General features: G+C 48.4%; 17 protein-coding genes. 7 read left to right on the forward strand and 10 right to left on the reverse strand.

Annotated features, from left to right (window positions below):
• The first annotated feature begins 326 nt into the window (after window positions 1–326).
• The 5 genes from ABLV12_RS04950 (at window position 327) to ABLV12_RS04970 (ending at window position 9,228) form a co-directional block, all read left to right on the forward strand.
• On the forward strand, window positions 327–1,796 hold the full coding sequence (locus ABLV12_RS04950) for an ATP-binding protein (RefSeq protein WP_047050508.1): 1,470 nt from the start codon (window positions 327–329) through the stop codon (window positions 1,794–1,796).
• Window positions 1,783–4,566 carry a Z1 domain-containing protein gene (locus tag ABLV12_RS04955; protein WP_049009501.1) on the forward strand — a complete coding sequence of 928 codons (2,784 nt, stop codon included), beginning with the start codon at window positions 1,783–1,785 and terminating at the stop codon, window positions 4,564–4,566. Before ABLV12_RS04950 ends, ABLV12_RS04955 begins: the two co-directional genes overlap by 14 nt.
• Window positions 4,563–5,504 (forward strand): PD-(D/E)XK motif protein, encoded by a 942-nt coding sequence (locus tag ABLV12_RS04960; RefSeq protein WP_348866862.1) that lies wholly within the window; start codon window positions 4,563–4,565, stop codon window positions 5,502–5,504. The genes ABLV12_RS04955 and ABLV12_RS04960 overlap by 4 nt, the downstream gene beginning before the upstream one ends.
• A 5-nt stretch (window positions 5,505–5,509) precedes the next feature.
• Complete coding sequence (locus tag ABLV12_RS04965; RefSeq protein ID WP_348866864.1) at window positions 5,510–7,342, forward strand: AIPR family protein; 1,833 nt, start codon at window positions 5,510–5,512, stop codon at window positions 7,340–7,342.
• Window positions 7,343–7,596: 254 nt separating this feature from the next.
• Window positions 7,597–9,228, forward strand: a complete 1,632-nt coding sequence (locus tag ABLV12_RS04970) for a DNA cytosine methyltransferase (RefSeq protein WP_348866865.1) — start codon at window positions 7,597–7,599, stop codon at window positions 9,226–9,228.
• A 355-nt stretch (window positions 9,229–9,583) separates the two neighbouring features.
• Here the strand turns inward: ABLV12_RS04970 and ABLV12_RS04975 are convergent, their stop codons facing one another.
• The 4 genes from ABLV12_RS04975 to ABLV12_RS04990 form a co-directional block, all read right to left on the reverse strand.
• Window positions 9,584–9,847 carry a hypothetical protein gene (locus ABLV12_RS04975; RefSeq protein WP_064151396.1) on the reverse strand — a complete coding sequence of 88 codons (264 nt, stop codon included), beginning with the start codon at window positions 9,845–9,847 and terminating at the stop codon, window positions 9,584–9,586.
• 601 nt (window positions 9,848–10,448) lie between these two features.
• Window positions 10,449–10,883: a VOC family protein gene (locus ABLV12_RS04980; protein WP_348866866.1), complete on the reverse strand. Its 435-nt coding sequence runs from the start codon at window positions 10,881–10,883 to the stop codon at window positions 10,449–10,451.
• Between the two features lie 146 nt (window positions 10,884–11,029).
• A complete protein-coding gene (gene symE, locus ABLV12_RS04985; protein ID WP_004133486.1) occupies window positions 11,030–11,353 on the reverse strand; it encodes an endoribonuclease SymE in 324 nt (107 codons plus the stop codon).
• Between the two features lie 289 nt (window positions 11,354–11,642).
• Window positions 11,643–12,437, reverse strand: a complete 795-nt coding sequence (locus tag ABLV12_RS04990; RefSeq protein WP_348866867.1) for a DNA/RNA non-specific endonuclease — start codon at window positions 12,435–12,437, stop codon at window positions 11,643–11,645.
• A 384-nt stretch (window positions 12,438–12,821) separates the two neighbouring features.
• Here ABLV12_RS04990 and ABLV12_RS04995 point away from each other — a divergent pair, with 384 nt between their 5' ends.
• Together ABLV12_RS04995 and ABLV12_RS05000 are read left to right on the forward strand one after the other, a co-directional pair.
• Window positions 12,822–13,853: a DUF1176 domain-containing protein gene (locus tag ABLV12_RS04995; protein ID WP_348866868.1), complete on the forward strand. Its 1,032-nt coding sequence runs from the start codon at window positions 12,822–12,824 to the stop codon at window positions 13,851–13,853.
• Between the two features lie 210 nt (window positions 13,854–14,063).
• The gene (locus ABLV12_RS05000) at window positions 14,064–15,077 is read left to right on the forward strand and encodes a LacI family DNA-binding transcriptional regulator (protein ID WP_348866869.1); all 1,014 of its coding nucleotides are present in this window, start codon (window positions 14,064–14,066) and stop codon (window positions 15,075–15,077) included.
• A gap of 136 nt (window positions 15,078–15,213) precedes the next feature.
• Here ABLV12_RS05000 and ABLV12_RS05005 read toward each other — a convergent pair whose 3' ends face one another.
• The 6 genes from ABLV12_RS05005 to ABLV12_RS05030 form a co-directional block, all read right to left on the reverse strand.
• Window positions 15,214–15,645 (reverse strand): heme-binding protein, encoded by a 432-nt coding sequence (locus ABLV12_RS05005; protein WP_348866870.1) that lies wholly within the window; start codon window positions 15,643–15,645, stop codon window positions 15,214–15,216.
• Window positions 15,632–16,543, reverse strand: a complete 912-nt coding sequence (locus ABLV12_RS05010) for a dihydrodipicolinate synthase family protein (RefSeq protein WP_123830115.1) — start codon at window positions 16,541–16,543, stop codon at window positions 15,632–15,634. Before ABLV12_RS05010 ends, ABLV12_RS05005 begins: the two co-directional genes overlap by 14 nt.
• Window positions 16,537–17,364, reverse strand: a complete 828-nt coding sequence (locus tag ABLV12_RS05015) for an SDR family oxidoreductase (RefSeq protein WP_004108725.1) — start codon at window positions 17,362–17,364, stop codon at window positions 16,537–16,539. Before ABLV12_RS05015 ends, ABLV12_RS05010 begins: the two co-directional genes overlap by 7 nt.
• A gap of 23 nt (window positions 17,365–17,387) precedes the next feature.
• Complete coding sequence (locus tag ABLV12_RS05020) at window positions 17,388–18,491, reverse strand: mandelate racemase/muconate lactonizing enzyme family protein (RefSeq protein WP_004108723.1); 1,104 nt, start codon at window positions 18,489–18,491, stop codon at window positions 17,388–17,390.
• 52 nt (window positions 18,492–18,543) lie between these two features.
• Window positions 18,544–19,995 carry an MFS transporter gene (locus ABLV12_RS05025; protein ID WP_004117633.1) on the reverse strand — a complete coding sequence of 484 codons (1,452 nt, stop codon included), beginning with the start codon at window positions 19,993–19,995 and terminating at the stop codon, window positions 18,544–18,546.
• 144 nt (window positions 19,996–20,139) lie between these two features.
• Window positions 20,140–21,789 carry a signal transduction protein gene (locus ABLV12_RS05030; RefSeq protein WP_348866871.1) on the reverse strand — a complete coding sequence of 550 codons (1,650 nt, stop codon included), beginning with the start codon at window positions 21,787–21,789 and terminating at the stop codon, window positions 20,140–20,142.
• Between the last annotated feature and the right edge of the window lie 279 nt (window positions 21,790–22,068).

Raw genomic sequence — 22,068 nt, forward strand, 5'->3', positions numbered from 1 at the left:
GATTTAAGGATATTCTTCATTAGCGCTGTTTTCTGACCTTTCAGAAGAGCGCTACCCAGTGAGTGCTTATGACCTTCTGTAGTTTGCAACGCAAGCGTTAACACTCTGCTGTTTCAGTCATAAAGATATCATGTGCCACGTAGTTGAATCTGGTCATTTTTTGAACTGCTGATAACTAGGATATTTGGACTGACCCGAAAATGCTACATAAATCCAACATAAATCTCAAAATACGCATTACTTAACAGAAAATGACCATTATTATTTGCAAATTGATTTTTCATCAGAAAAGATAAGAGCTTTCAATCTGATATAAAGAGCTTGCCATGAAGAGTATATCATTGCCGCCATACGCACCAACACTGATAGAATCAACACGTGCTATTGGCTATACATTAGAAGCTGCGATCGCCGACATTATCGACAACAGTATTTCAGCACAAGCTTCGTACACTGATATTTTCTTCTTCCCCATTGGCAATTCATACATTGCAATTATGGATGATGGATGCGGAATGGCTGCAGATGAGATTGATAATGCGATGCGCTATGGTAGCCAAAATCCGAATGAAAAACGCACTGAAAATGATTTAGGACGCTTTGGGCTTGGTCTGAAGACAGCCTCATTATCTCAATGTCGAACCCTAACGGTAGTTAGTAAGCAACGAGATTGCATTGAAGCAAGACGATGGGATATTGACCATGTGATTAAAACACAAGATTGGTCACTATTAGTGCTAGAATCAGAGGAAATAGATCAAATCCCTCATATTGATAATCTAAAAAAAATAAAATCTGGCACTCTTGTTGTATGGCAAAATCTTGATAGGCTCAAAACTGGTGAGATCGATTTAGAACAATCAATGGGTAAAAAGATGGATGAAATGAGGAAGCATCTATCACTAGTTTTTCATCGTTATATCAATGGGGAATCCGGAATAAGGCGATTAAATATAAGGATGAATAACACATCTGTCGAACCGGTAGATCCTTTTCTTTCCCATCGAAACACGCAAATAATGTCCGATGAATCAATATATATTAAAAACTCAAAAATCATTGTTCGACCATATATATTACCGCATATTTCAGACTTGTCTAAAGAAGAGATTGGTTCTCTAGGAGGTAAAGAAGGTCTAAGGAAAAGACAAGGCTTTTATATCTATAGAAATAAAAGATTATTAATATGGGGAACATGGTTTCGTATGATGCGGCAGGGGGAACTTTCTAAGCTAGCCCGTATTCAGATTGATATCCCTAACGAACTAGATAGCCTTTGGACGCTAGATATCAAGAAATCTACTGCTATTCCACCGGAAATAGTACGAAATAATTTAAAATCAATTGTAGAAAGTCTAGCAGACAAAAGTAAGAATACATGGGTATTTCGTGGGAAAAGAGAAACCCAAGATTCAGTCATACATATTTGGCAACGATTCAAAGGAAAAAATGGAGGGTGTTACTATAATATAAATCGTGAGCACCCTCTGGTAGAGGCATTCTCAGACACGACGCAAAATATAAGAAATATGGTCGAAAGCTTACTTAAATCAATAGAGTTCGGAATACCGCTAAATCAGCTATATCTAGATTTGACATCTGAAAAAATGATAGAAAACGACACCAGTATTAATAAACATGAAGCAGAACGTATTTTTCATGAGCTTTTAGGAGAAAACTCCATTAGTAAAGATAAAATTGACCTGCTTAATACTCTTGAAATTACAGAACCATTTATGGACTACCCAGACCTGATTGAACATTACAGAAGGAAAATTATTCATGACAACAACTAATATGGAACAGCTAGAAGGAATCATTTCCACCAGCATCAATAGAGGTTTCCCGGAAGAGCCGCCAACTGAATCTGAGTTCGAAGAAAAAGCTTTAGAATTGAGGCAGTCTCTTCAGAATGTATTTAATGTAAGTGATCTTGAATTTGAAGCGATAAAACGTAGGCTGAAGGCAAAAATTGTTATACAAATGGATGTTGGTGTAGCGATTTTGGATAACAAAAAGCCTCATCAGTCATGGCTTCCAGCAAGACGCGCTGAGTTAGATTTCTTTTTCTGGCAAAGATATAAAAGATACCTAGAAGAAGTTAAAGGCTGGAATCCACGTGTAACAGGCAATCTGGAACGTGTATCGGATGAAATTGTTGACTTGCTTGGTAATCCCAAAAGCGAAATGCCCTTTCAGCGCAGAGGGTTGGTACTAGGTGATGTACAATCAGGAAAAACAGCAAACTATACTGCAATATGTAACAAAGCCGCTGATACTGGATATAATGTAATCATTGTCCTTGCCGGTACAATGGAAAATTTGCGTCAGCAAACTCAAGAGCGTTTAGATGCTGAGTTTTCAGGAAGAAAGAGCGAGTATCTCTTAGACCCAAAACGTGATGCCAAGAATTACTCAGTTGGTGTTGGTGTTGGTAGATACGGACTGGATAAAAGAATCGAATCCTTTACATCAGTTATAAAAGATTTTGATAAAAATATCTTAAGCCAGCTTAGTCTTTCATTAGATAACGTAAGTGCGACAGTTGTTTTTGTAATAAAGAAAAACAAAAACATATTGAATAATTTAATTCGTTGGCTACAAACGAATAATACTGATAACGGGAGTGTTATAAAAAAATCACTTCTTCTTATTGACGATGAAGCTGATAACGCGTCAGTAAACACTAATGTTCCAGAAAAAGATCCAACAGCTATCAATAAATCTATTCGTAAGTTACTTAAGCTATTCCATCAAGCCTCATATCTTGGCATTACAGCAACTCCATATGCGAATATATTCATTGATCCGGAAGATGAAGATGAAATGGCTGGGGATGATTTATTTCCTCGTGACTTTATTTATGCTCTTTCTCCGCCAACAAACTATATTGGGGCAAAAGAAATATTTGGGGATGAAGAAGAGATACCTGCCCAATACAAGGATGTGCTTAATCCTATAGATTCTATAGAAATGGATGCTTTTCTTCCATTCAGTCATAAAAAGTGGCATGTTGTGACAGAGTTGCCTCCCAGCATGAAAGAGTCAATAGCATACTTTTTATTAATCAATGGAATTCGTGATATTAGAGGGGATATTCGGAAACATCGTACAATGATGATTCATGTCAGTCGATTCACTGATATTCAAAATCAGATTCGTGATTTAGTAACTACATGGGTATTGCAAATACGTTCCGATTTGCAAAATTATGCAAGTCTATCCGAAGAAAAAAGTAGTCAAATTAATGGGATAAATTATCTCAAGAAAATATGGGAGAAATACGGTCTTTCAGAGAAAGCGAGCAAGGGAACTCTTCCAATAACGTGGCATCACTTTCTCTCTGAGTATCTTTTTAAAGCTGTAGCTCCAATCGATGTAAGGGCTGTTAACCAAAAGAGTGGTGCTACCGGATTAAATTATTTTAGCCACAAAGATGATGGTTTAAGGGTTATTGCTGTTGGTGGAAATAGTTTGTCCCGAGGTCTTACATTAGAAGGATTGTGTGTAAGTTACTTTTATCGTCGCTCACAGATGTATGATACATTACTCCAAATGGGAAGATGGTTTGGCTATCGTCCCGACTATGATGATTTGTTTAAAATATGGATAAGCAAAGAAGCTATTGATTGGTATGGATATATAACAGCTGCGGCTGAAGAATTGAAGCTGGAAATAGCCCGAATGAAATATGCAAATCTTACGCCTATGGATTTTGGCTTAAAGGTACGTCAGGACCCCGCCTCTTTAATTGTCACCGCAAGAAATAAGATGAGATCTGCAACACCTGTTAGTCGACCAATTACTATCTCAGGACGATTACTGGAAACTCCCCGCCTCAAATCTGATCAAATGTCTTTAAAATTAAATGAAAAAGTATTTAAAGATTTTATTAGTCAACTGCCTGAAATAGGTAAAAGAATACCGCGTGATGATGCCCGATTCTTTTGGTCGGATGTAAGCAAGGATGAAATTGAATTATTACTTCGTGAATTTAAGACACATCCATGGCAGCTTAATTTCCAAGGTGTTGCTATAGCAGATTTTATTAGAGATAATGAAAATATTGGCAATTGGGATGTTTTTATTGCTGAGGGTAGTGGTGATGAATTTTACAAACTTAGCTGTGGTGATGAGGTCTTAGAAATAAAACCTGAGTCTCGTGCAGTAAAAGCAACGAGCACCCAAATAAGTATCAGTGGTACAAAAGTACGGGTCGGTGCTGGAGGGGCTGCTAAAATTGGTTTGAGTGACAGTGAAAAGGAGATTGCAGAAAATAATTTCAGAAAAATCAAACCGAATGCTCGTCACATTCCAGATAAAGCATATCTTGAGATTCAAAGAAAGCCAATTTTAATATTACATGTTATTTCAGTTGATAAGAATGCAAAAGATAACAATGGTAATCTTCGCAGTCAAATAGAAGCTGATGTTAATGTTCCAGAACATATTTTTGCTTTAGGTATTGGTATTCCTTCTAATGGTGAAGAGAAAACAGCAAGATATATGGTTAACATCGTTGAATTTCGTAGCTTTTATGACTTTGACGAGGATGAAGACGAATGAAAACTACGCCAGAAACTCTTCTTAATCAATGGGATAATATTATATATAAGGATGGTGGTTTCTTACAAATTGATACACAACATCCTCTCGAATGGCATATTGGGTATCAATCGGCTAATCAAAGAACACTATTACTGGTTTGTAACGCAGAAATTAATGCTATCGAATCATCTAAATCAATGATTGTAAGTCGTCGTCAAAGAGAAATAGATAATCGTTGGACTTTAACATTCGAATTAATGCGAAATGCAGAACAAGATGTTTTCGCGATCTTTTGTTGTGACATCATCGAATTCTCTCGTACAGCTTCAGATGAAAAAGAAGCATTGACATTTGTCATTAAGCGTTACAGGCAGTGGAGCCGATTGCTTGAATTGCAAAAAAATGGATTAATGGATGAAAATAAGTGTAAGGGTTTATTAGGTGAATTGCTTTTTTTAGAAGAATACATGAGTTATGGCTGCTCGGTGCAGAATGCAGTACAAGGTTGGGTTGGGGCGGAAGGTGCAGATCAGGATTTTATGTATTCTGAAGGATGGTATGAAGTAAAGAGTATAGGCATTTCTGCAGCTAGTGTAACTATTTCTTCACTGGAGCAGCTTGATTGTACACTGGCAGGAGAGCTCGTGGTTGTACGTATTGACAAAGTAGCGCCAGAAAGAGAAGGATCAATTTCACTAAACGAGATGGTTTGTAGAATATGTAGTAAGCTCTCACCATACTCAGACACTCTGGAACTTTTTCAACATAAATTAACGAGTTACGGATATATTGATATTAAGGAATACTCTGAACAAAAGTACTACTATCAGGGAATGCAACGATATGAGGTAGACACATTATTTCCACGACTAACCTCCAATTCAGTGCCTATAGAAGTACTATCTTTAAGTTATGAATTGAGTTTACCTGCAATGTCTAAATGGTTGAAAGGTTAAAATAAATGGATGCACAGGAATTTAGAAAAGACTTTTTGGAAGAAGTGAAAATTAACGCTACTGCAACAGGTGAAGGATCCTGTGCATCTTTTGTTTCTGCATTTTCCCGTCGCTTACAAGATATTGAATTTTTATCGGATTTTACGTCATCTTATTTTGAAGGGACTGGAAAATATAATAAAAAAATTCGAGTTGATGGTTATTCATATGATGAATTTGATAAAACTATGCATCTTGTTATTGCTGACTATGATGGTTCCACAAGTGAAGCGTATTTATCAAAAATAAAAGCAAAAAAAATACAAAAGCGATTGGTAAATTTTACATATGAGGCGCGTAATAACTCTCTACATCAACGTATCGAAATGAGTAGACCATGCTGGGATTTAGTGGATTTGATGAAGGAGAAGGAGTTAGAACTGCGAAAATATAGTTTTCATATATTTACTTCATCAATTATCCCTTCTGATGTAATAAAACTCGAATCTGAGGATATTGATGAAATACCTACAGAATGCCAAATATGGAGTATTGAACGGCTGTTTAATATTTGTAGTTCGGATATTGGACGGAATGCCGTAGAAATTGACTTTAAAGAGTACACTTCCAATGGAATTTCTTGTCTAAATGCTAGCGAAACAATAACAAAAGACTTCAGAAGTTTTCTTTGTATTATTCCAGGGACGGTATTGGCAGATATTTATGATAAGTATGGTAGTTTATTGTTGGAAGGTAATGTACGTTCATTCCTTTCAACCAAAGTTGCGGTAAACAAGAAAATTCGAACAACTATTATCGATTTCCCTGAAAGATTTTTTGCTTATAATAATGGTATCTCAGCAACAGCGATGAATGTGCAGATTGAGTCAACTTCTGAAGGGCAACGTCTTATAGCAGCAAAAGATTTTCAAATAATAAATGGAGGGCAAACGACAGCATCATTATCCAATGCGCGGTATAAAGATAAATGCAATCTGAACGAGGTGTTCGTGCAAATGAAACTTACTGTTATTGAAAAGATTGCTGATGAGGAGGCGATAAAATTAATACAAGATATATCCCGTTCATCTAATAGTCAAAATAAAGTAAGTGATGCTGATTTCTTTTCAACCCATCCGTTTCATGTACAAATGGAGCATTTTTCCCAAAAACTCTATGCTAGAGCCATTAATGGTTCACAATTCGACACCAAATGGTTCTATGAACGAGCGCGAGGACAGTATCTTCAAAAACAAATGCGCTTAACTCGGGCTGAGAAGAAAAAATTCCTTCTGCAAAACCCCAAAAATCAGCTAATTACTAAAACTGATCTAGCTAAAGTAAGAAATACTTGGGATGGGTTTCCACATATTGTTAGCCGTGGAGCCCAAACTAACTTTATAGACTTTGCAGAGAAAACGACTAAAGAGTGGAATAAAGGAGATGTCGATAAATTTAGTGATAAGTATTTTCAGGAAACTGTCGCCTTACTTTTAATTTATAAGTATATGGAAAAAATGATCCCAAATCAAACATGGTATTTACAGGGATATCGCGCAAACATTATTACTTATACCATTGCCTTTATGCGCATGTTGATAAAAAAACAATTCAACAATAAAGATTTAGATTTAATTTCAATTTGGAGTCGACAGGCGGTACCTAACACCGTACAGCAAACATTAATTGATTTATCAGAAAAAGTCTATTTTAAAATTACAGACAGCACACGAAGTGTGGAGAATGTAACTCAATGGTGTAAACGCGAAGAATGCTGGAATAGCGTCAAAAATATTTCCTATATTTTACCTGATTCGATAGAAAATTTCTTGACAGCAAATGATAAAGCATTCATTTGAAGATTGATTGTCAGGCTCGTCCTGACAATGGCATAAAGCATTTTTTTAATGCTAACACCATTGAAAAAAAAGGGGAAAAGTGTGATAATAAGGCGGCACTATGTGTTTTAAAAAATTTTACACATCAATGCCGTCTTGCACACTATGATGTTTTTTATAGATTCAGGTGGTGCTGGTTAAAAAACAATATTTTTAACATATAAAACACTTCGATCTTAAAGTGTTAGAGATATCAGGAATAGATGGACTCAAAAATGAGCGAACAAGTTAAGTTAAAATCGAAATATAGTATAGTAGATTTGTTCGCTGGTGCCGGTGGGCTCAGCTACGGCTTCCTTCAAACGGAAAGATTTTCGATCAAAGCAGCTTTTGAATTGAATCCTAATGCTCGGCAGACATATCAACGAAATCACGGCGAGCATGTGGCTATGTATAGCGACGTGGAAAATGCACTCTCTGAGTCAATCAGAGCAGAACTTGGACAGATTGATGTTGTTATTGGTGGACCACCTTGCCAAGGATTCTCAAGTGCTAACCGCCAAAAAAATCATGCGATCAGTCAAAATAACTCACTTGTCAAAAAGTTTGTCCAGGCCGTTCTTAATTTAACTCCTAAAGCATTTGTAATGGAGAATGTTAGTTTACTTCAATCCAAAGTTCACCGTTTTTATGTAGATGAGAATGATCAACATATACTTAAAAAGTACAATATATCAACTGAAGATACGGAAATCCAACTTCTTGACAAGCAATTCCTGTTTGAAGACTCTATTAATATAGTTAATGACCCAATTAAAATAAAAAAATATTTATGGGCTGAGAAAGACTATTTTTCTCTGAATGTTGTTTACAAAGCTCGCAAGAATGAACATAAGCTAAAAGCCACACTAGAGAAACATAAAAAAAACTTACTATCTCTTGCGGAAAAATTAATCATCAAGGACGATATAAATGATCATATTACTCATTATAATTACCTAGCAGGTAAAGTAATCGTTCAATACTTTAATAATACTAAGGAAGACAAAAGAGCTACACATTTATGCATTACAATTGAGCCTGTAATCATGATTCAACGAATGCTTGCTAAGTCCTTGGAAATTCACAACAATAAAATAAATGTTATAGAGTACACAACGAAACAGGGACTAGTGGCAAAAGTTACATCTATGGCGGTAGTTGATTATATAGAGTCAATACTAGGTTCCGAAGATAGTGGTTATAGTATTACAAAAGGTGTCTTGTCAGCTACACATTTCGGTGTGCCGCAAAAACGAATGCGCTTTGTAATTATGGGTGTAAAGAAAGAAATTGCTGAAAATATTACATTACCCGTGGGGGATTTTACTGAGGATAGTTTTAGAACAGTTGAAGATGCTATCAAAGATATAGAAAATCTCAAAGTCGCAACTACAGTTAGCGAAGGCAGTATTGGTATTCCTATTTCTAAGCAGCCAGATTCTATTAGCGAATTAGGTCAACAGCTTCGTAATTCGAAGGTGCTTTATAACCATATTGCTACTGATACTACGTCTCACGCATTAGAACGGTTTAAAGTCATTCAGCAAGGTTGCAATTTCCATGATTTACCCTCTGAGCTTAAGACGACATACTCAGATAGCTCTCGCACACAAAATACAATTTATCTAAGGTTGAAATATAATGAACCTTCAGGAACAGTCGTAAATGTAAGAAAGTCTATGTGGATACATCCGACTCTTGATCGTGCATTGAGTATACGCGAAGCTGCTCGATTACAAACTTTTCCTGATAGTTTTATATTTTGTGGTGTAAAGGATTCTCAATATCAACAAATTGGTAATGCCGTTCCACCTATGTTAGCAAAAGCTCTTGCTAGACATTTATGCGGCTATTTAGATAAGTAAGCTACTCCTATTTACCAACCCACTGCTCTCCCAGTGGGTTAGGTTAAAAGCATTAATAATATTACACTTGCAAACTGTCTTGAATTACGTCGTGGCTAATTATCTTTAAATTACGGTGAAATTTGCGCTATGACTTCCCTAGCTTTTATAGGAAACGTTGCTTGTTGGCAACAGAAGGTTGTATTCGACAGCTATACGGATAGAGTTTGGCCCCTCGAAGACCGTATGACGGGGCTATCCTGCGAGCCTTTGAAAACGGTAAAATGTTCTGCCCGTTTGACCTCTTCAGGCTCCTTAAGCTGAAGGGCATTTTGAAGATAGCCTGCGGTATCGAAATCGCCAAATGGATCAAAACTCATGCAGTAGCTTTTTTATGAAAGTGCTTTTGTTCGCGGAAGTAACGTCCCTGAAGCTGTAAAATTTCAGATTTACTGAGTACACCTTTCTTTTTAAGGTTTACCAATAATTGCTCAACGTTATCCAGCTCGACAGAGTCATCGGCAAGCGCGGTAATGGCCACAGCAACGCGGCTCATGCCATCACGGTTAGCTGTAACGTTGTTATCATTTGCAAGCTGTTGAACATAACTAGCGACACTAACGGTAATTTTTTGGGTCATTTGCCCATCCTCAGTTCTTGGTTAAATTTTAGCATATCGAAGTTATAGTGTCTTCAGAACTGCACTGAGCACATCATGTGTGGTGTGGTGTGGTGTGGTGGGCTGATGAGGCAATTTAGGGTTATGGTAGGAGCAGCGGCAGAGGGAAAAGCAACTTTGTGATCTTCCACGCAGTATTCAATTTTATGTCCCATTTTGGGGGCAAATCCCTAAGTTAGAACCTCACAACACATTAATTTTCAATAAATTAAACGTAAAGGCGAGTCCGGCCTTCGCACCAAATCCCCCAATCAGTCCACTAAAATACTTTTTTGTATCTGCATTTCATCATTTGAAAACCTCCTGTTGAGGCCTCTGTTCTTCTGGCTCCGATGCGGCTAGCACAGCACGCTCCCCACTTTCCACCCGCGCTTCCTCCTTCGTTAATGGCTCCCATCGTTATTCCTCTATAAAATGAATACGTAATGAATTTACAGCACCAACTTTATTTTATGTAGCCCTCATTATTATGAGGGCTTCGATATGGCTAATTCCTGGGCTGACTTCTGGTCTGACTTAATGCCATCCGTCCAATACGGCCCCTGCCCGGAGACCGTTATGCTTAAAGACTGAAGCCAATCTCCACCGATGCCGCACTGCGTTCCCCCTCGCCATGGTAAACCGCTTCGATGTTGTTACCATCGGGATCGCGTACAAACGCCGCGTAGTATCCCGGGTGATAAGTTCGCTCACCGGGTGCGCCGTTATCACTGCCGCCGTGTGCCAGCGCTGCCTGGTAAAAAGCATTCACCGTCTCACGATCCCTGGCCTGGAAAGCCAGGTGATGCCGTCCTGTCGGCTTACCTGCGGAACCGGGGCTATTAATGGATGAAACAACAAGCTCATCAGCCCAAAAATAATCGTCGTAGGTATTCACGACAGGGATCTCAAGGACCGCCAGCACGGCTGTATAAAACGCTTTGCTGGCCTCGAAATCATTTACCACAAGCTGGATATGGTCGTTAAGCCTGCCGCGATGTAATCGGTAAGTTTCCATGATGGTTTCCTCATTCAGTCGTATTAACAGGTATTTATCCGTTATCTAAAAGGAACGTTGTACGGATTTGATGGATGAGTACAGGTCCGGAGTGGCGATATAGAGCATGGCATTAAAATCCTGTCTGTCACCGCAATTCTGACCCCTCAACCTCGTCCCCCAATCACCCCGATAAACTCTCTGACCTGCTTCTGCTTCCTGGCCGACAGCTTCTCCACCCTGCGCATCGCGGCTTCCAGCTCCGGTTCCGGCTCAACCGCCGTCAGCACAATACAGCCCTCCATCACCCGCACCTCCACCCGGGTGCCGGTCGAAAACCCTGCCGCCGCCAGCCACTCGCCCTTCATGATCAGCGCCGGAACAAGACGACGATCTGGCAAACGTCTCACATAACTCACCGTCAACTGACGCTTATTTTTCGGCGACACTTCTGGATCAAACGAATCTACAATACAATCAGCATTAGTCATGGTTGCTATTCCTGGTAAATAGTAATTGTGATCAGCGGTGCGGGTGTGTTGGCGCACATTCGCACCGCGCTAAATAACACCTGTAAACCTAACCAGTAATAAAAATAAAGTCCAGACTTTAATCGGACATAATAAACGCCTTTAACCGCAAATTAAGAATTAACAGAATACGTGATGCTATTAATTAGCGCCTGTTGAAAATGACTTTCCTGATATTGCTGAAATAACCGCAAAGCAGATTCAAAAAATAAAAGCGAGATAATGCGCGCAACAGGATGCCCATGCCCAATTACGGGCACCCCATCTCTTTTGCCAGCGTACCCTTCCGGGACTTCAGGCGGCGGGCGATGCCTGCCGGCAGGGCAGACCAGAACGAGAGCGCCGGATGAGTCCGCCGCTCAATCTCCTCCACCGTCACTTGATAATCACAAAAACTGGCGCTTTTGGGCGTCGCCTGATCCAGCAAAAACGCCGCGTATTCGCCCTTATCCGGACTGGAGCCGATAAAAATAATCTTCCAGTAGCCGCTGGGAAGCTCCACCTCGGGCGCGGCGGGCAGGGTGGCGATATGCCGTTCGAACAGCGGCCCGGTAACGGACCACACCGCCGCCACGTCGCGGCGCTCGGCGAGGGCGCGCTCCTTATCCTCCAGCCGCGCCCACGCCCCCTGATTCAGGTTGGAGGCCTGCGGGGTGATATTGGAAAGATAGTTTAACGCCTGCCAGTCTGCGCTGGCGCCGAGCCCGGCGAGCGGCGCCTGATGCCCGCGATCGACCGCCAATGCTGCGCTGGCACCTTTGTATGCCGCGGGGGCAAGGGTATCCGTAGCGGGTAAATCCGGATCGCGCTTCCAGCTGCGCGAACGCCCGCTGGCCAGGCTGGCTTTGGTGATTTTATACGCCACCCAATTAGCGAATTTGCGCTGGCTGTTGTTATTGAGCGTATAGGCTTCGCGAACCAGCGTCTGCGCGCTTCCGCCGGTCGGGCAGCCCACTTCACAATGATCCTCGCCGGATGATGCGGCAGCGCACGCGACGGCAAAAAATAGCGACGGCAGAACGCTGAATACTCGGCATAGTTTCATAATATTGATGACGTCAAAGAAAAGATGAACCGATGCATAAAAGAAGCCCCTGAATAACCAGAGCGGAATTCAGCTATGAATCGCAAAGATGAATTGAGAGCGTAAAAAGAGTTAGCCGGTCGCAGCCGCACGGAATATCACAAGATGATTTAACATCACGGCGGATGTTATTTTGTGACTCTGGAAATGATGTTGAATGAGGTGACCAGACTCTCAAACCCGCTATTTTCAGCCGGGCTGAACGGGCGGGAATATGTCCAGCGAAGCATAAAGCGGTGCGGCATCCATGTCGTTGTCCGAAAAAATGTCGCGGCAGGGGAAAACGCTTCTCTCTGCGAGGAGGTTTACTCAGACTACACGAATGACCGATTAAGGAGAGAAGTTATGAAAAAGGAACGCTGGAGAGGCGTGCTGGCACTGGCCATACTTAGTCTCCCTGCGCTGGCGGAAACAGGCGTTTCATTCAGCCACAAAGACTGGGAAGTGGTGTGTGATAACACGCTGACCTGCCGGGCGGCGGGATACAGCGCTGAAGAAGGAAGCGGAGGTTCGGTGCTGCTGACCCGCCAGGCCGGAGCGGGCACTGCCGTCTCGGGAGAGCTGATGCTGGCGGAGGTGACCGACGGCGACGTTCTGCCGGGCAAACTGACGCTGTGGATCAACGGCCAGCCGGCAGGCGATGTGAAGCCCGTAAAAGAGAGCTGGCCGCTGTCGGAGAATCAGGCCCGGGCGATCGTTAACACCATCAAAGGCAGCGGGAAGGTCGAATTTACAGGCGGGGAGGCGCCGTTCGTGCTTTCCGGCGAAGGCGCTTACGCGGTACTGCTGAAAATGGACGATGTTCAGGGGCGAATCGGCACGCCAGGGGCGTTGACCAAAAAAGGCGACAGGCCGGAAAATAGCGTCCGGGCAGCGATTCCCGCCCCGGTTATTCACCGGGTCATGCCTGAGAAAGCGCAGGAGAGAGCGTTAACCGCGCCTGAGCTGGCGGTGCTCAAGCCGAAGCTTCTGGCCACGCTAAAGAACGATGATTGGTGCGATCGCCTCCAGCCTGAGGAGGGTGAGAAGGCTGAAACCATTAGCCTGACGCCGCTGGATCACGCCCATTCTCTGATTTCGGCCTTGTGCTGGCGGGCGGCCTATAACGAGGGATATGGCTATTGGGTTGTGGATAGCAAACTTGAGGGCAATCCGACGCTTATCACCGTCTCCGGTTCTGAGTATGGTGACGGCGAGATTTTTATGAGCCAGAAAGGGCGAGGGCTCGGCGATTGCTGGGGGACGGCAAGCTGGCTCTGGGATGGCACAACGTTCCGCAAAAGCCGTGAAGCGACCACCGGGATGTGCCGCTATCTTCGCCTCGGGGGGACATGGGATCTCCCCACCTGGGTGACCGAGGTTAAACCGGTAAAGTGAAATAGCACGGCCAGAATCTCTCCCGGCACACACGTCGACAGAGAGGGCGGAGAAGGATCTTAACGATCGCCAGCGTAGCAGGATCGCGATCGAGAGCGGCAGAGGCGGCAGAAAACTGACGCCTTGTTCAAAATAACAGCGCGGCTAATGTATTGCTAACTCGAATTAGTTTATGATTAAGCCGTTCTGTTCGTTATGGAAAATGAGTTTATGGCCAAAACCGTTGAGCAAGTCGCCAGGGCGCTGGAAATCTCGATTACCACCGTGCGCCTGGTGCTGGGTGGCAAAGCTGAGCAGTATCGCATCAGCGCCAAAACGCAGCAGCGTATTAATGATTACATCGCCGAGAACGGGCTGGTCGTTAACCATATCGCCCGCAGCCTGAAGCTCAATAAAACCGAGACCTTAGGGCTGGTGATCCCGCGTTTATCCAACCTGTTTTTCTCCACCCTGGCGGAAAAGCTCGAAGCCTGCTGCCGTCAGGCGGGGTATCAGCTAATGATTGCCTGCACCTACAGCGACAGCGAGCATGAAAACAGTCTGGTTGAAGGGCTGCTGGCGCGCAACGTTGACGGGCTCTTCGTGGTGCCCTCTACCCGGGAAACGCAGCTGCATCACCAGAAGGTGGCGCGCAAGCGGCCGCTGGTGCTGCTCGACCGCGATTTTGGCGAGAGCGACGTGTCGCTGGTGGTGAGTGATAACTATAACGGCAGCAAAAAGCTGGTGCAGGCGATGGCCCAGGCGGTGGACGTCTCGCCGATTTTTTTTATCGCCGGAGATACCCAGCAGCCGTCGATCCAGCGTCGTCTGCAGGGCTACCTGAGCGAGCTGCCCGCGGGGAAGGAGTGGATATTGTCCGCCAGCCATAACCGCCAGGAAGAGGGCAAGCAGCTGATGCTCGATTTTCTCCGTCAGCATCGCGAGCCGCCGAAGGCGTTTATCGCCTCCTCCCTGCCCATTCTGGAAGGGACGCTGAGCGCGCTGCGGGAAACCTACGGCTTTATTCCGTCGGATATTCCCATCGGCACCTTCGATGAACACCAGATGCTGGGATTTCTGCCGAACGCGGTGTGGTCGATGCGCCAGGATGAGGACGCCTGGGCGCAGCACGCGTTTCATCTGATGCAGCAGAAGCTGCAGGGGGAAAATGCCGATGTGAAGATCACTGTGCCGATGACCCTGATTCATCGCCCGCTGTCGGTAGAGAAGCAGCGGAGCCAGTAAATGACACGGCTTGTGTGAACACGTCAATCCCCGGCCGCGCTATGCTGGCCGGGGCTACAAATACCGCATCCTGCGCGCGCAGGTAGCCCGGATAAGGCGCGGGCGCCGCAATCCGGGAACCCTTAACGATCCCTCATCAAATCAATCGCTGAACAAACCGCGCCGCCAGCCCGGCGTCCAGCTCCGGTGGCAGGCCGCTGATCCCGACGCCGCCAATAGCCAGCCCTTCAACTATCACCGGCTCACCGCCCGGCATCGCCAGCAGCTGCGGGTCGTTAAATACCGCCAGCTGCAGGGCGCCGTCGCTGACCTCTTGCGCCAGCGTTGCCGTCGGACGGCGAAAGCGCAGGGCGCTCCAGGCCTTGCGCTGCGCCAGCTGGCGCGGTAGCGGCGGGCAGCGAGCGTGCGCGCCAAAGGCGATGAGCTCGCCCTCCGGCCCGACAACCGCCACTGCCAGCCCCCGGGTTCGCGCATCGCTTTCCGTCTCTTGTAAAAACCGCGCGACCTGCTGGCATATAACGCTATCGTTCAGACGGACCTGGGGACAGAACGCGTCATTGTCCGGCATCGGCGATATACCTCCGTAAGCGCAGATAGAGGTCATCCAGCTCGCCTTTCTGCGCCGCCGTCAGCGCCACAAACGGCTCGCGGGTGGGGCCGGTATCGACGGTCTCTTTCGCGGTAAGATACTTCGCCGACTGGAACACGCCGCGCGCGACCAGTTGCTCCACCACCTCGTTGATCTGCTGCTGCAGGCGCTGCGCCCGGGCGATGTCGCCCTGCTGAAAAGCGCTGCGCAGGGCGAGAAACAGCTCCGGCTGCAGGTTAACCGTGGTGCCAACCGTGGCCGTCGCGCCCGCCGCGAGGCTGGAAAGGAAGATCTCATCGAAACCGTTAAAAAAGACTTTCTCCGGGTAGCGGGCGATCATGCGTTCCAGCGAATAGAGGTTATGCGAAGTATGCTTCACCCCCAGAACCTGCTCTTCGCCGAGCAGCGCGTCGGCGCTCTGGGCATCCAGCTCGACGCCGGTAAACTGCGGAATATTATACAAAATCACCGGAATCGAAATGGCGTCCAGCACCCGACGGTAGTAGGCGATAATCTCCTCGCGGCTATATTTGTAGTAGTAGGGCGGCACCAGCGACACCGCGCTGGCGCCGTCCTGCTCGGCGTGCTTCGCCAGCTCGACGGCGTCCCGGGTGCGTGGCGTCCCGACGTGGGCGATCACCGGCACCTGACCGCCCGCCGACTGCACCAGCGTCGCCAGCACCTGCCTGCGCTCATCGAAACGCAGCAACGGTCCCTCCCCGGAGGAGCCGCAGCAGTAAAAGCCTTCAACCCCGCGCGCCAGCTGGGCGCGGGCGAGCGCGTCCAGCGCCGCGTAGTTCACCGACTCATCGGCGTGCATCGGCGTCACCACCGCGGAGATAATGCCGCGAAAACGCTGCCATTTATCGCTTACCATGCGGTCCAGCCTCCATCCACCACCACGTTGGAACCGGTCATATAGACCGAGGCGTCGGAGAGCAAAAACACCACCGCGCCGTTGTACTCGTGGGCTTTCGCCATCCGCCCGATGGGAATACGGTGGGTGTAGTTTTTCTGAAAGCGCGGGTCCTGATCGCTGCGCTCGACGCCGGAGAGGGTCAGGGTATTGACGCGAATGCCGTCGCGCCCCCAGTAGGTGGCGCAGTAGCGGGTAAAGTTATACAGCCCGGACTTTGCCGCCGAATAGGCCACCGGTTTGACGAACGGAATGCCGGTGTCCTCTTTTTTGTAGCTGTAGATATCCTGCACCGGAGAGACCACGCCGTAGATCGAACCGACGTTGATGATCGAGCCGCCTTTGCCGGCCTGCTTCATGCGTTTGCCGACCTGCTGGGTCATCAGGAAGGTGCCGACCAGGTTCACTTCCACCACCTCGCGGAACACCTCTTCCGGGAACTCCTCAAACGGCCCGGAGACTTCCGGCGGCGCGCTGGGCTGGGTATCGACGCCCGCGTTGTTGACCAGGCCATCCGGCACGCCCCACTTCGCTTCAATGCTGTCCAGCACCCGGTTAATGCTGGCTTTATCGGTAATATTCACTTCCGCGCACAGCAGGCGGTCGGAGTCCTTAATCGCCCCCAGCACGCGGTCGACGCGCGCGGCATCGACGCGGGTGGCCAGCGCCGCCACTTTCGCGCCGCGTTCGTGTAACGTCTTCACATACTGCGCCCCCAGCTGTCCAAGGCCGCCGGTCACAATGATGACCTTGTCTTTAACCGAGAATAACGTGTCTTCCATTGTCCTTTCCCCTCACTGCGTGGTTAGATTTTGTGGGTTGCGAGGTAATCACGATCGAGAATAATGCCGTGGCCCGGCCTTTCGCTCGGCACGTAGTAGCCGTCCACCTCTTCGCCCGCTTCGGCGATGATGCGCAGATCTTTCCAGCGCCCGCCGTCGGTCATCTCGGCGTATGAGATATTCGGCACCGTAGCCAGCAGGCTGGCGCTGAGCTCCATGACAAAATGCGGCGTCATCGGCAGGTTGTGCGCGCGGGCGACGGCGGCGATATCCAGATAGCCGGTGATCCCGCCGACGCGGCCGAGATCTGCCTGGATGTAATCCGCGCTGCCGCTCTCGATGTACTGCGTAAACTGGTTTAAGTTATAGACGTTTTCTCCCAGCGCGATAGGCGTGGCGCTGCGTTCGCGCAGCCGCAGGTGGCCGGCGATATCGTCGGAGGGCAGCGGCTCCTCAATCCACAGCAGGTTAAGCGGCTCGAACAGCTTGAATGCGCGCAGCGCCTGCGGGAAGTTCCAGCCCTGGTTGGCGTCTACCGCCAGCGGGAAGCCCGGCACCGCCTCCTGAATCTTACGCAGCCGCTCTACGTCCTCTTCCAGCGTCGGTTTGCCCACTTTCACTTTCGCCGCCAGGTAGCCGGTGCTTTTCCAGCGTTTGACCTGGTCAATCACTTCCTCAATGGACAGATGCAGGTTGATGCCGCTGCCGTACAGCGGAACGCGATCGCGCACGCGGCCAAGAATGTCGATAATCGGCGCATTGAGGGTTTTACCTAACAGATCCCAGTAGGCAATATCCAGCGCCGCCAGGGCATGGGTGGTGACGCCCGCGCCGCCGACGTCGTGTACGTGTTTATACGAGCGATGCCACAGGCCGCGCGGGGAGAGCGGCTGGCCAATAACGTCCGGGATAATCTCGGCAATCAGCGCAGAGATGGTTTTCCCGCACCAGCCGGAAGTGTGGCTAAAGCCGGTGCCGACGTGGCCGTTAGAACCGTAGACGTCAACAATCGCCACTTCGATATCGGTGACGTGGTGAATCTGATCCCCCCACGGGCCTTCCGGCAGCGGAACGCGGGCGGTCATCAGTTCGATATTTTCAATTACGGGCATTTTTGTGCTGTTCATCTGATTCCTTCCTTTATGGGTTCAGCGGGGGCCGCCCCTGCGGCCCGGGCGGTTAATGTTTGGAGGCCGGGGATTCATGCCCCTCCAGGGCGATTGCCGGGCTGGCGTCATGTTCTCGATCGTTCTCGTCGCCCACCGCATGGCCGAAGACTTCCGGTAGCAGGAAGATAGAGGCGAGGAAGGCGCAGAACGGCGCGATCGCGATAATCATTGAGGCGACCGGTACGCCGACCGCTTCAAACAGGGCCGGAAAGACCAGGGTGGTGACGAAGGCGGTGACCTTGACGATGGTATAGCCGATGCCGGAGGCCACGCCGCGATAGCGCGGTTTTGCCACCAGCGAGATCACCGTCATGCCGCTTTCGGAATCCCAGTAATGGCCCCACAGCATCAGCGCCGCGCCGAAAATGATAAAACCAAAGCTGCTGCTGTAGACGCCCCACGCCGAAATTGAGATGCCGATGGTGACCAGCAGGAAGCCGTATTTGCTCAGTCCCTTATGCCCGAGCTTCGGTAACAGCAGCGGGCCGACAAACGCCGAGAGCGCGGCGATACAGTTCACCGCCAGCAGGGCGAGGTTATTCTGGATCTGCCCGGAAATCCCGATGGTGACGAGGATCAGCGGCAGGAAGAAGGAGAAGGCGTAGTTTTCAAACGACTGCACGGCGCAGGAGAACCAGCCGAACAGGGTGGTGCGGCGGGTAAAGGGACGACGGAACAGATCGTGCAGCGTCTCTTTGAGTGTCGGGTCGGCGATGGTGACGTTTTCGTTGGGCAGAATATCGTCCAGCAGACGGCCATCCTGTTCGCCGTAATAGTCACGGGAGGCTTGTTTCGCTTCGATAAAGCGGCCGCGTTCGACGAACCACGCCGGCGTCTCCGGCAGCTCCCGACGCATAAACAGCAGCAGGCAGGCCGGGATCGCCGGGACCGCCAGCACGATGCGCCAAATCATATCCGGGTGAACATCAAGCGCCACCAGCGTGGTGACCAGCAGAATGGCGGCGATAATCCCCAGCGCGAACATAAACTGCCAGCGGTTAGCCATCACTTCGCGCTTGCCCTTCGGCATCACCTCCATGATGTAGGTAAAGCCGTTAGCCACGTCCGCGCCCACCGGGATCCCGGCGAGGCAGCGAATAATCGCCAGCCAGTACATATTGGGCGCCAGGCCCTGAAGAACGGCGAAGATCGCGAACAGGATCATCGACCAGAGGAAAATTTTACGCCGTCCGAGCTTATCGGTCAGCCAGCCGCCGAGCAGCGCGCCGACCACCGCGCCAAGCTGGGTGCCGGCGGCGGTAAAACCAAGCAGCCAGCTGCTGGGCTCATAAATATCTTTCAGGGCGAATAAAATAAACGCCATGGAATAAATATCCCATGACTCAATTAATAATGCGGTGATCATTAGCCATCCCGCTTTGGTGCAGCCGGGGGCCTCCTGCTGATCGAGCCGTTTCTTTGCCTTCTGGATAATAAATTCAATATGTTGCTGCTGATACATATAATCCTCTCTTATCCGGGCAGGCGGAGGGCCCGCCCGGACAGATGCGCGTTAATCCGCTCTTTATGGGCGATAAAGAGACGAATGAAGCGGATGTTTGCCAGGATCGCTAACAACGTAAAAATTACATAAGCGAATCAGTTGTTATTTCATTAATAAATGCGCATCGCCTGCGATAAAGACTTTCATATTTTGCGTCAGCGCCTGGGCAATAAAGGCGTTCAGCACTTCGGATAATACCTCCTCTTCTACATAAGCCAGACTGAGATGGTTGCTCTGGTGGCCCGCCATTAAATCGTCGCGCGAAACCCCGTCGAGAACGGCGTTGAGTAATGGCCACTCGTAGTTGGTTGCCCGGCGGCGGCGTTCGAATTCGTCATGCGGCAGTTCGACGGCGGTGCCGGTGCCGATATGCAGGATCACCTGGGTACCTTCGTAATGCGCTCGTGCCCAGATAAAGCGTCCGGCTTTGCCCTGACCGGCAATGGTCGAGCCGCCGTAGGGGAAGAACATCGCCGGCTGGCGATAGCCGGTGGCCCCGGCGATCCCGCCCTTCAGATGGGCGAACGGCACCGCGCCGGAGATCTCCAGATCCCAGTAGAACGTGCCGTTGTATTCGCTACCCCAGCGGATATCGTGAAGGGTGGTTTCGCTCGCCATGCCCAGTGCGCCGAGCAGCTTCGCCAGCATCACCTGTGGGATGGCGCTGCCCATATCCACCTCGTTGATGCAGGGGATCGGCGCGTCCGGGAAGACGATCTCGCCGTTCTCATCCGGGATCGGGAAACGTTCCGCGTTGCCGATGGCGCCTTCGGCAAAATCCGAGGCGGCGCAGCTGTCTTTGAGCCCCTGCTGATACTGCACGCCCACCGCCGTCAGGCCGAAGCGCTTCACGAAGCGCGCCATGGCGATCATCATCGCGCACTGTTCCAGCACCTGCTCCCGGGTCAGTTCCTTCGTCCCGTCGGCGCCGAACCGGAAGCGCATGCCGCGGGTCTCATACCAGTCGAGACAGGCTTCGCGCAGGTCGGTCGGCACTTTGTTCATTTCAACCAGCAGCGCCGATTGCGACAGCGACTCCACCGGCATCCCTACGTCGATCATCGCTTTTTGCGGGAACACGCCGTTGATCATCCCCATACAGAAGGTATCGAACAGGCCGACAATGGCCTTGTGTTTGAGGATCGACTGCCCAACCTTCACGCCGATCTGTCCGGCTTCGCTGGCCAGCAGCGGCGCGCTGGGCGCAACCGGATGCAGATAGCCGAGCTTATGGCTGAGATGGCCGTCGCGCAGCCAGGTGTCCAGGCCGCGAATAAACGCCTCGTCAGCGAAGGTTTCCGACCACAGCCGCGAGTAGTTGCGCTCCAGGCTGGTGAGGCAGCCTGCCATACAGAGCATGCCGACGAGGCCCGGCCAGGTGCCGTCAAAATTGGCGAGCAGCAAAATAGGGCCGCGATGATGTACCAGCGAAGGCGCAAGGTGATGGGAGTATTGCCAGGCGGTAAGCAGGACAATAATCGGCGCATCCGGATCGATCCCGGCGAACAGCTCGCTACCCTCTTTCTGGCTGCTGATAAACCCGTGGCCGCGGCGTTCGTTGACCGGATGGGCGCGGCGCAGGCGGTAGCCTAATGTTTCCAGCGCCGTTTCCAGACGCTGTTCAAACAGCTTCTGCGTGGGCCAGCAGGTGACGTTTGCCGGTTCGCGGAGATCCGCATTGGTGACCATCAAGACTTCGCCTGGCTGCGGGGTAATAAGCCCGGCTTCGGCGGGTAACGTTAAATTCAACATGTGAATTTCTCCTGTAGGGGGTAGGTCGCTTAGTTATCGTTGATCGTTCTGCGCAGGGATTAGCGCCGCATCAGCCGCTTCAGGCAGACTGATTTCTATGGCTAACTCGAATTAGCAAATTAGGATAAAAAAAAGACAGGGACAAACCCTTTGCCGGGGATTTGTGATGGCTATCAATGTGAAATTTTTAACTAATTAATTTTAAAAACATTATTTTAAAAGGTGGGGTGAAGTGACGAGGAAAGTTTGCTGAGGCGGTTTAAAGGCGTGCAGAAAGGC

The sequence above is a fragment of the Klebsiella sp. CN_Kp100 genome, from assembly GCF_040065315.1.
Classification (GTDB): Bacteria; Pseudomonadota; Gammaproteobacteria; order Enterobacterales; family Enterobacteriaceae; genus Klebsiella; species Klebsiella oxytoca.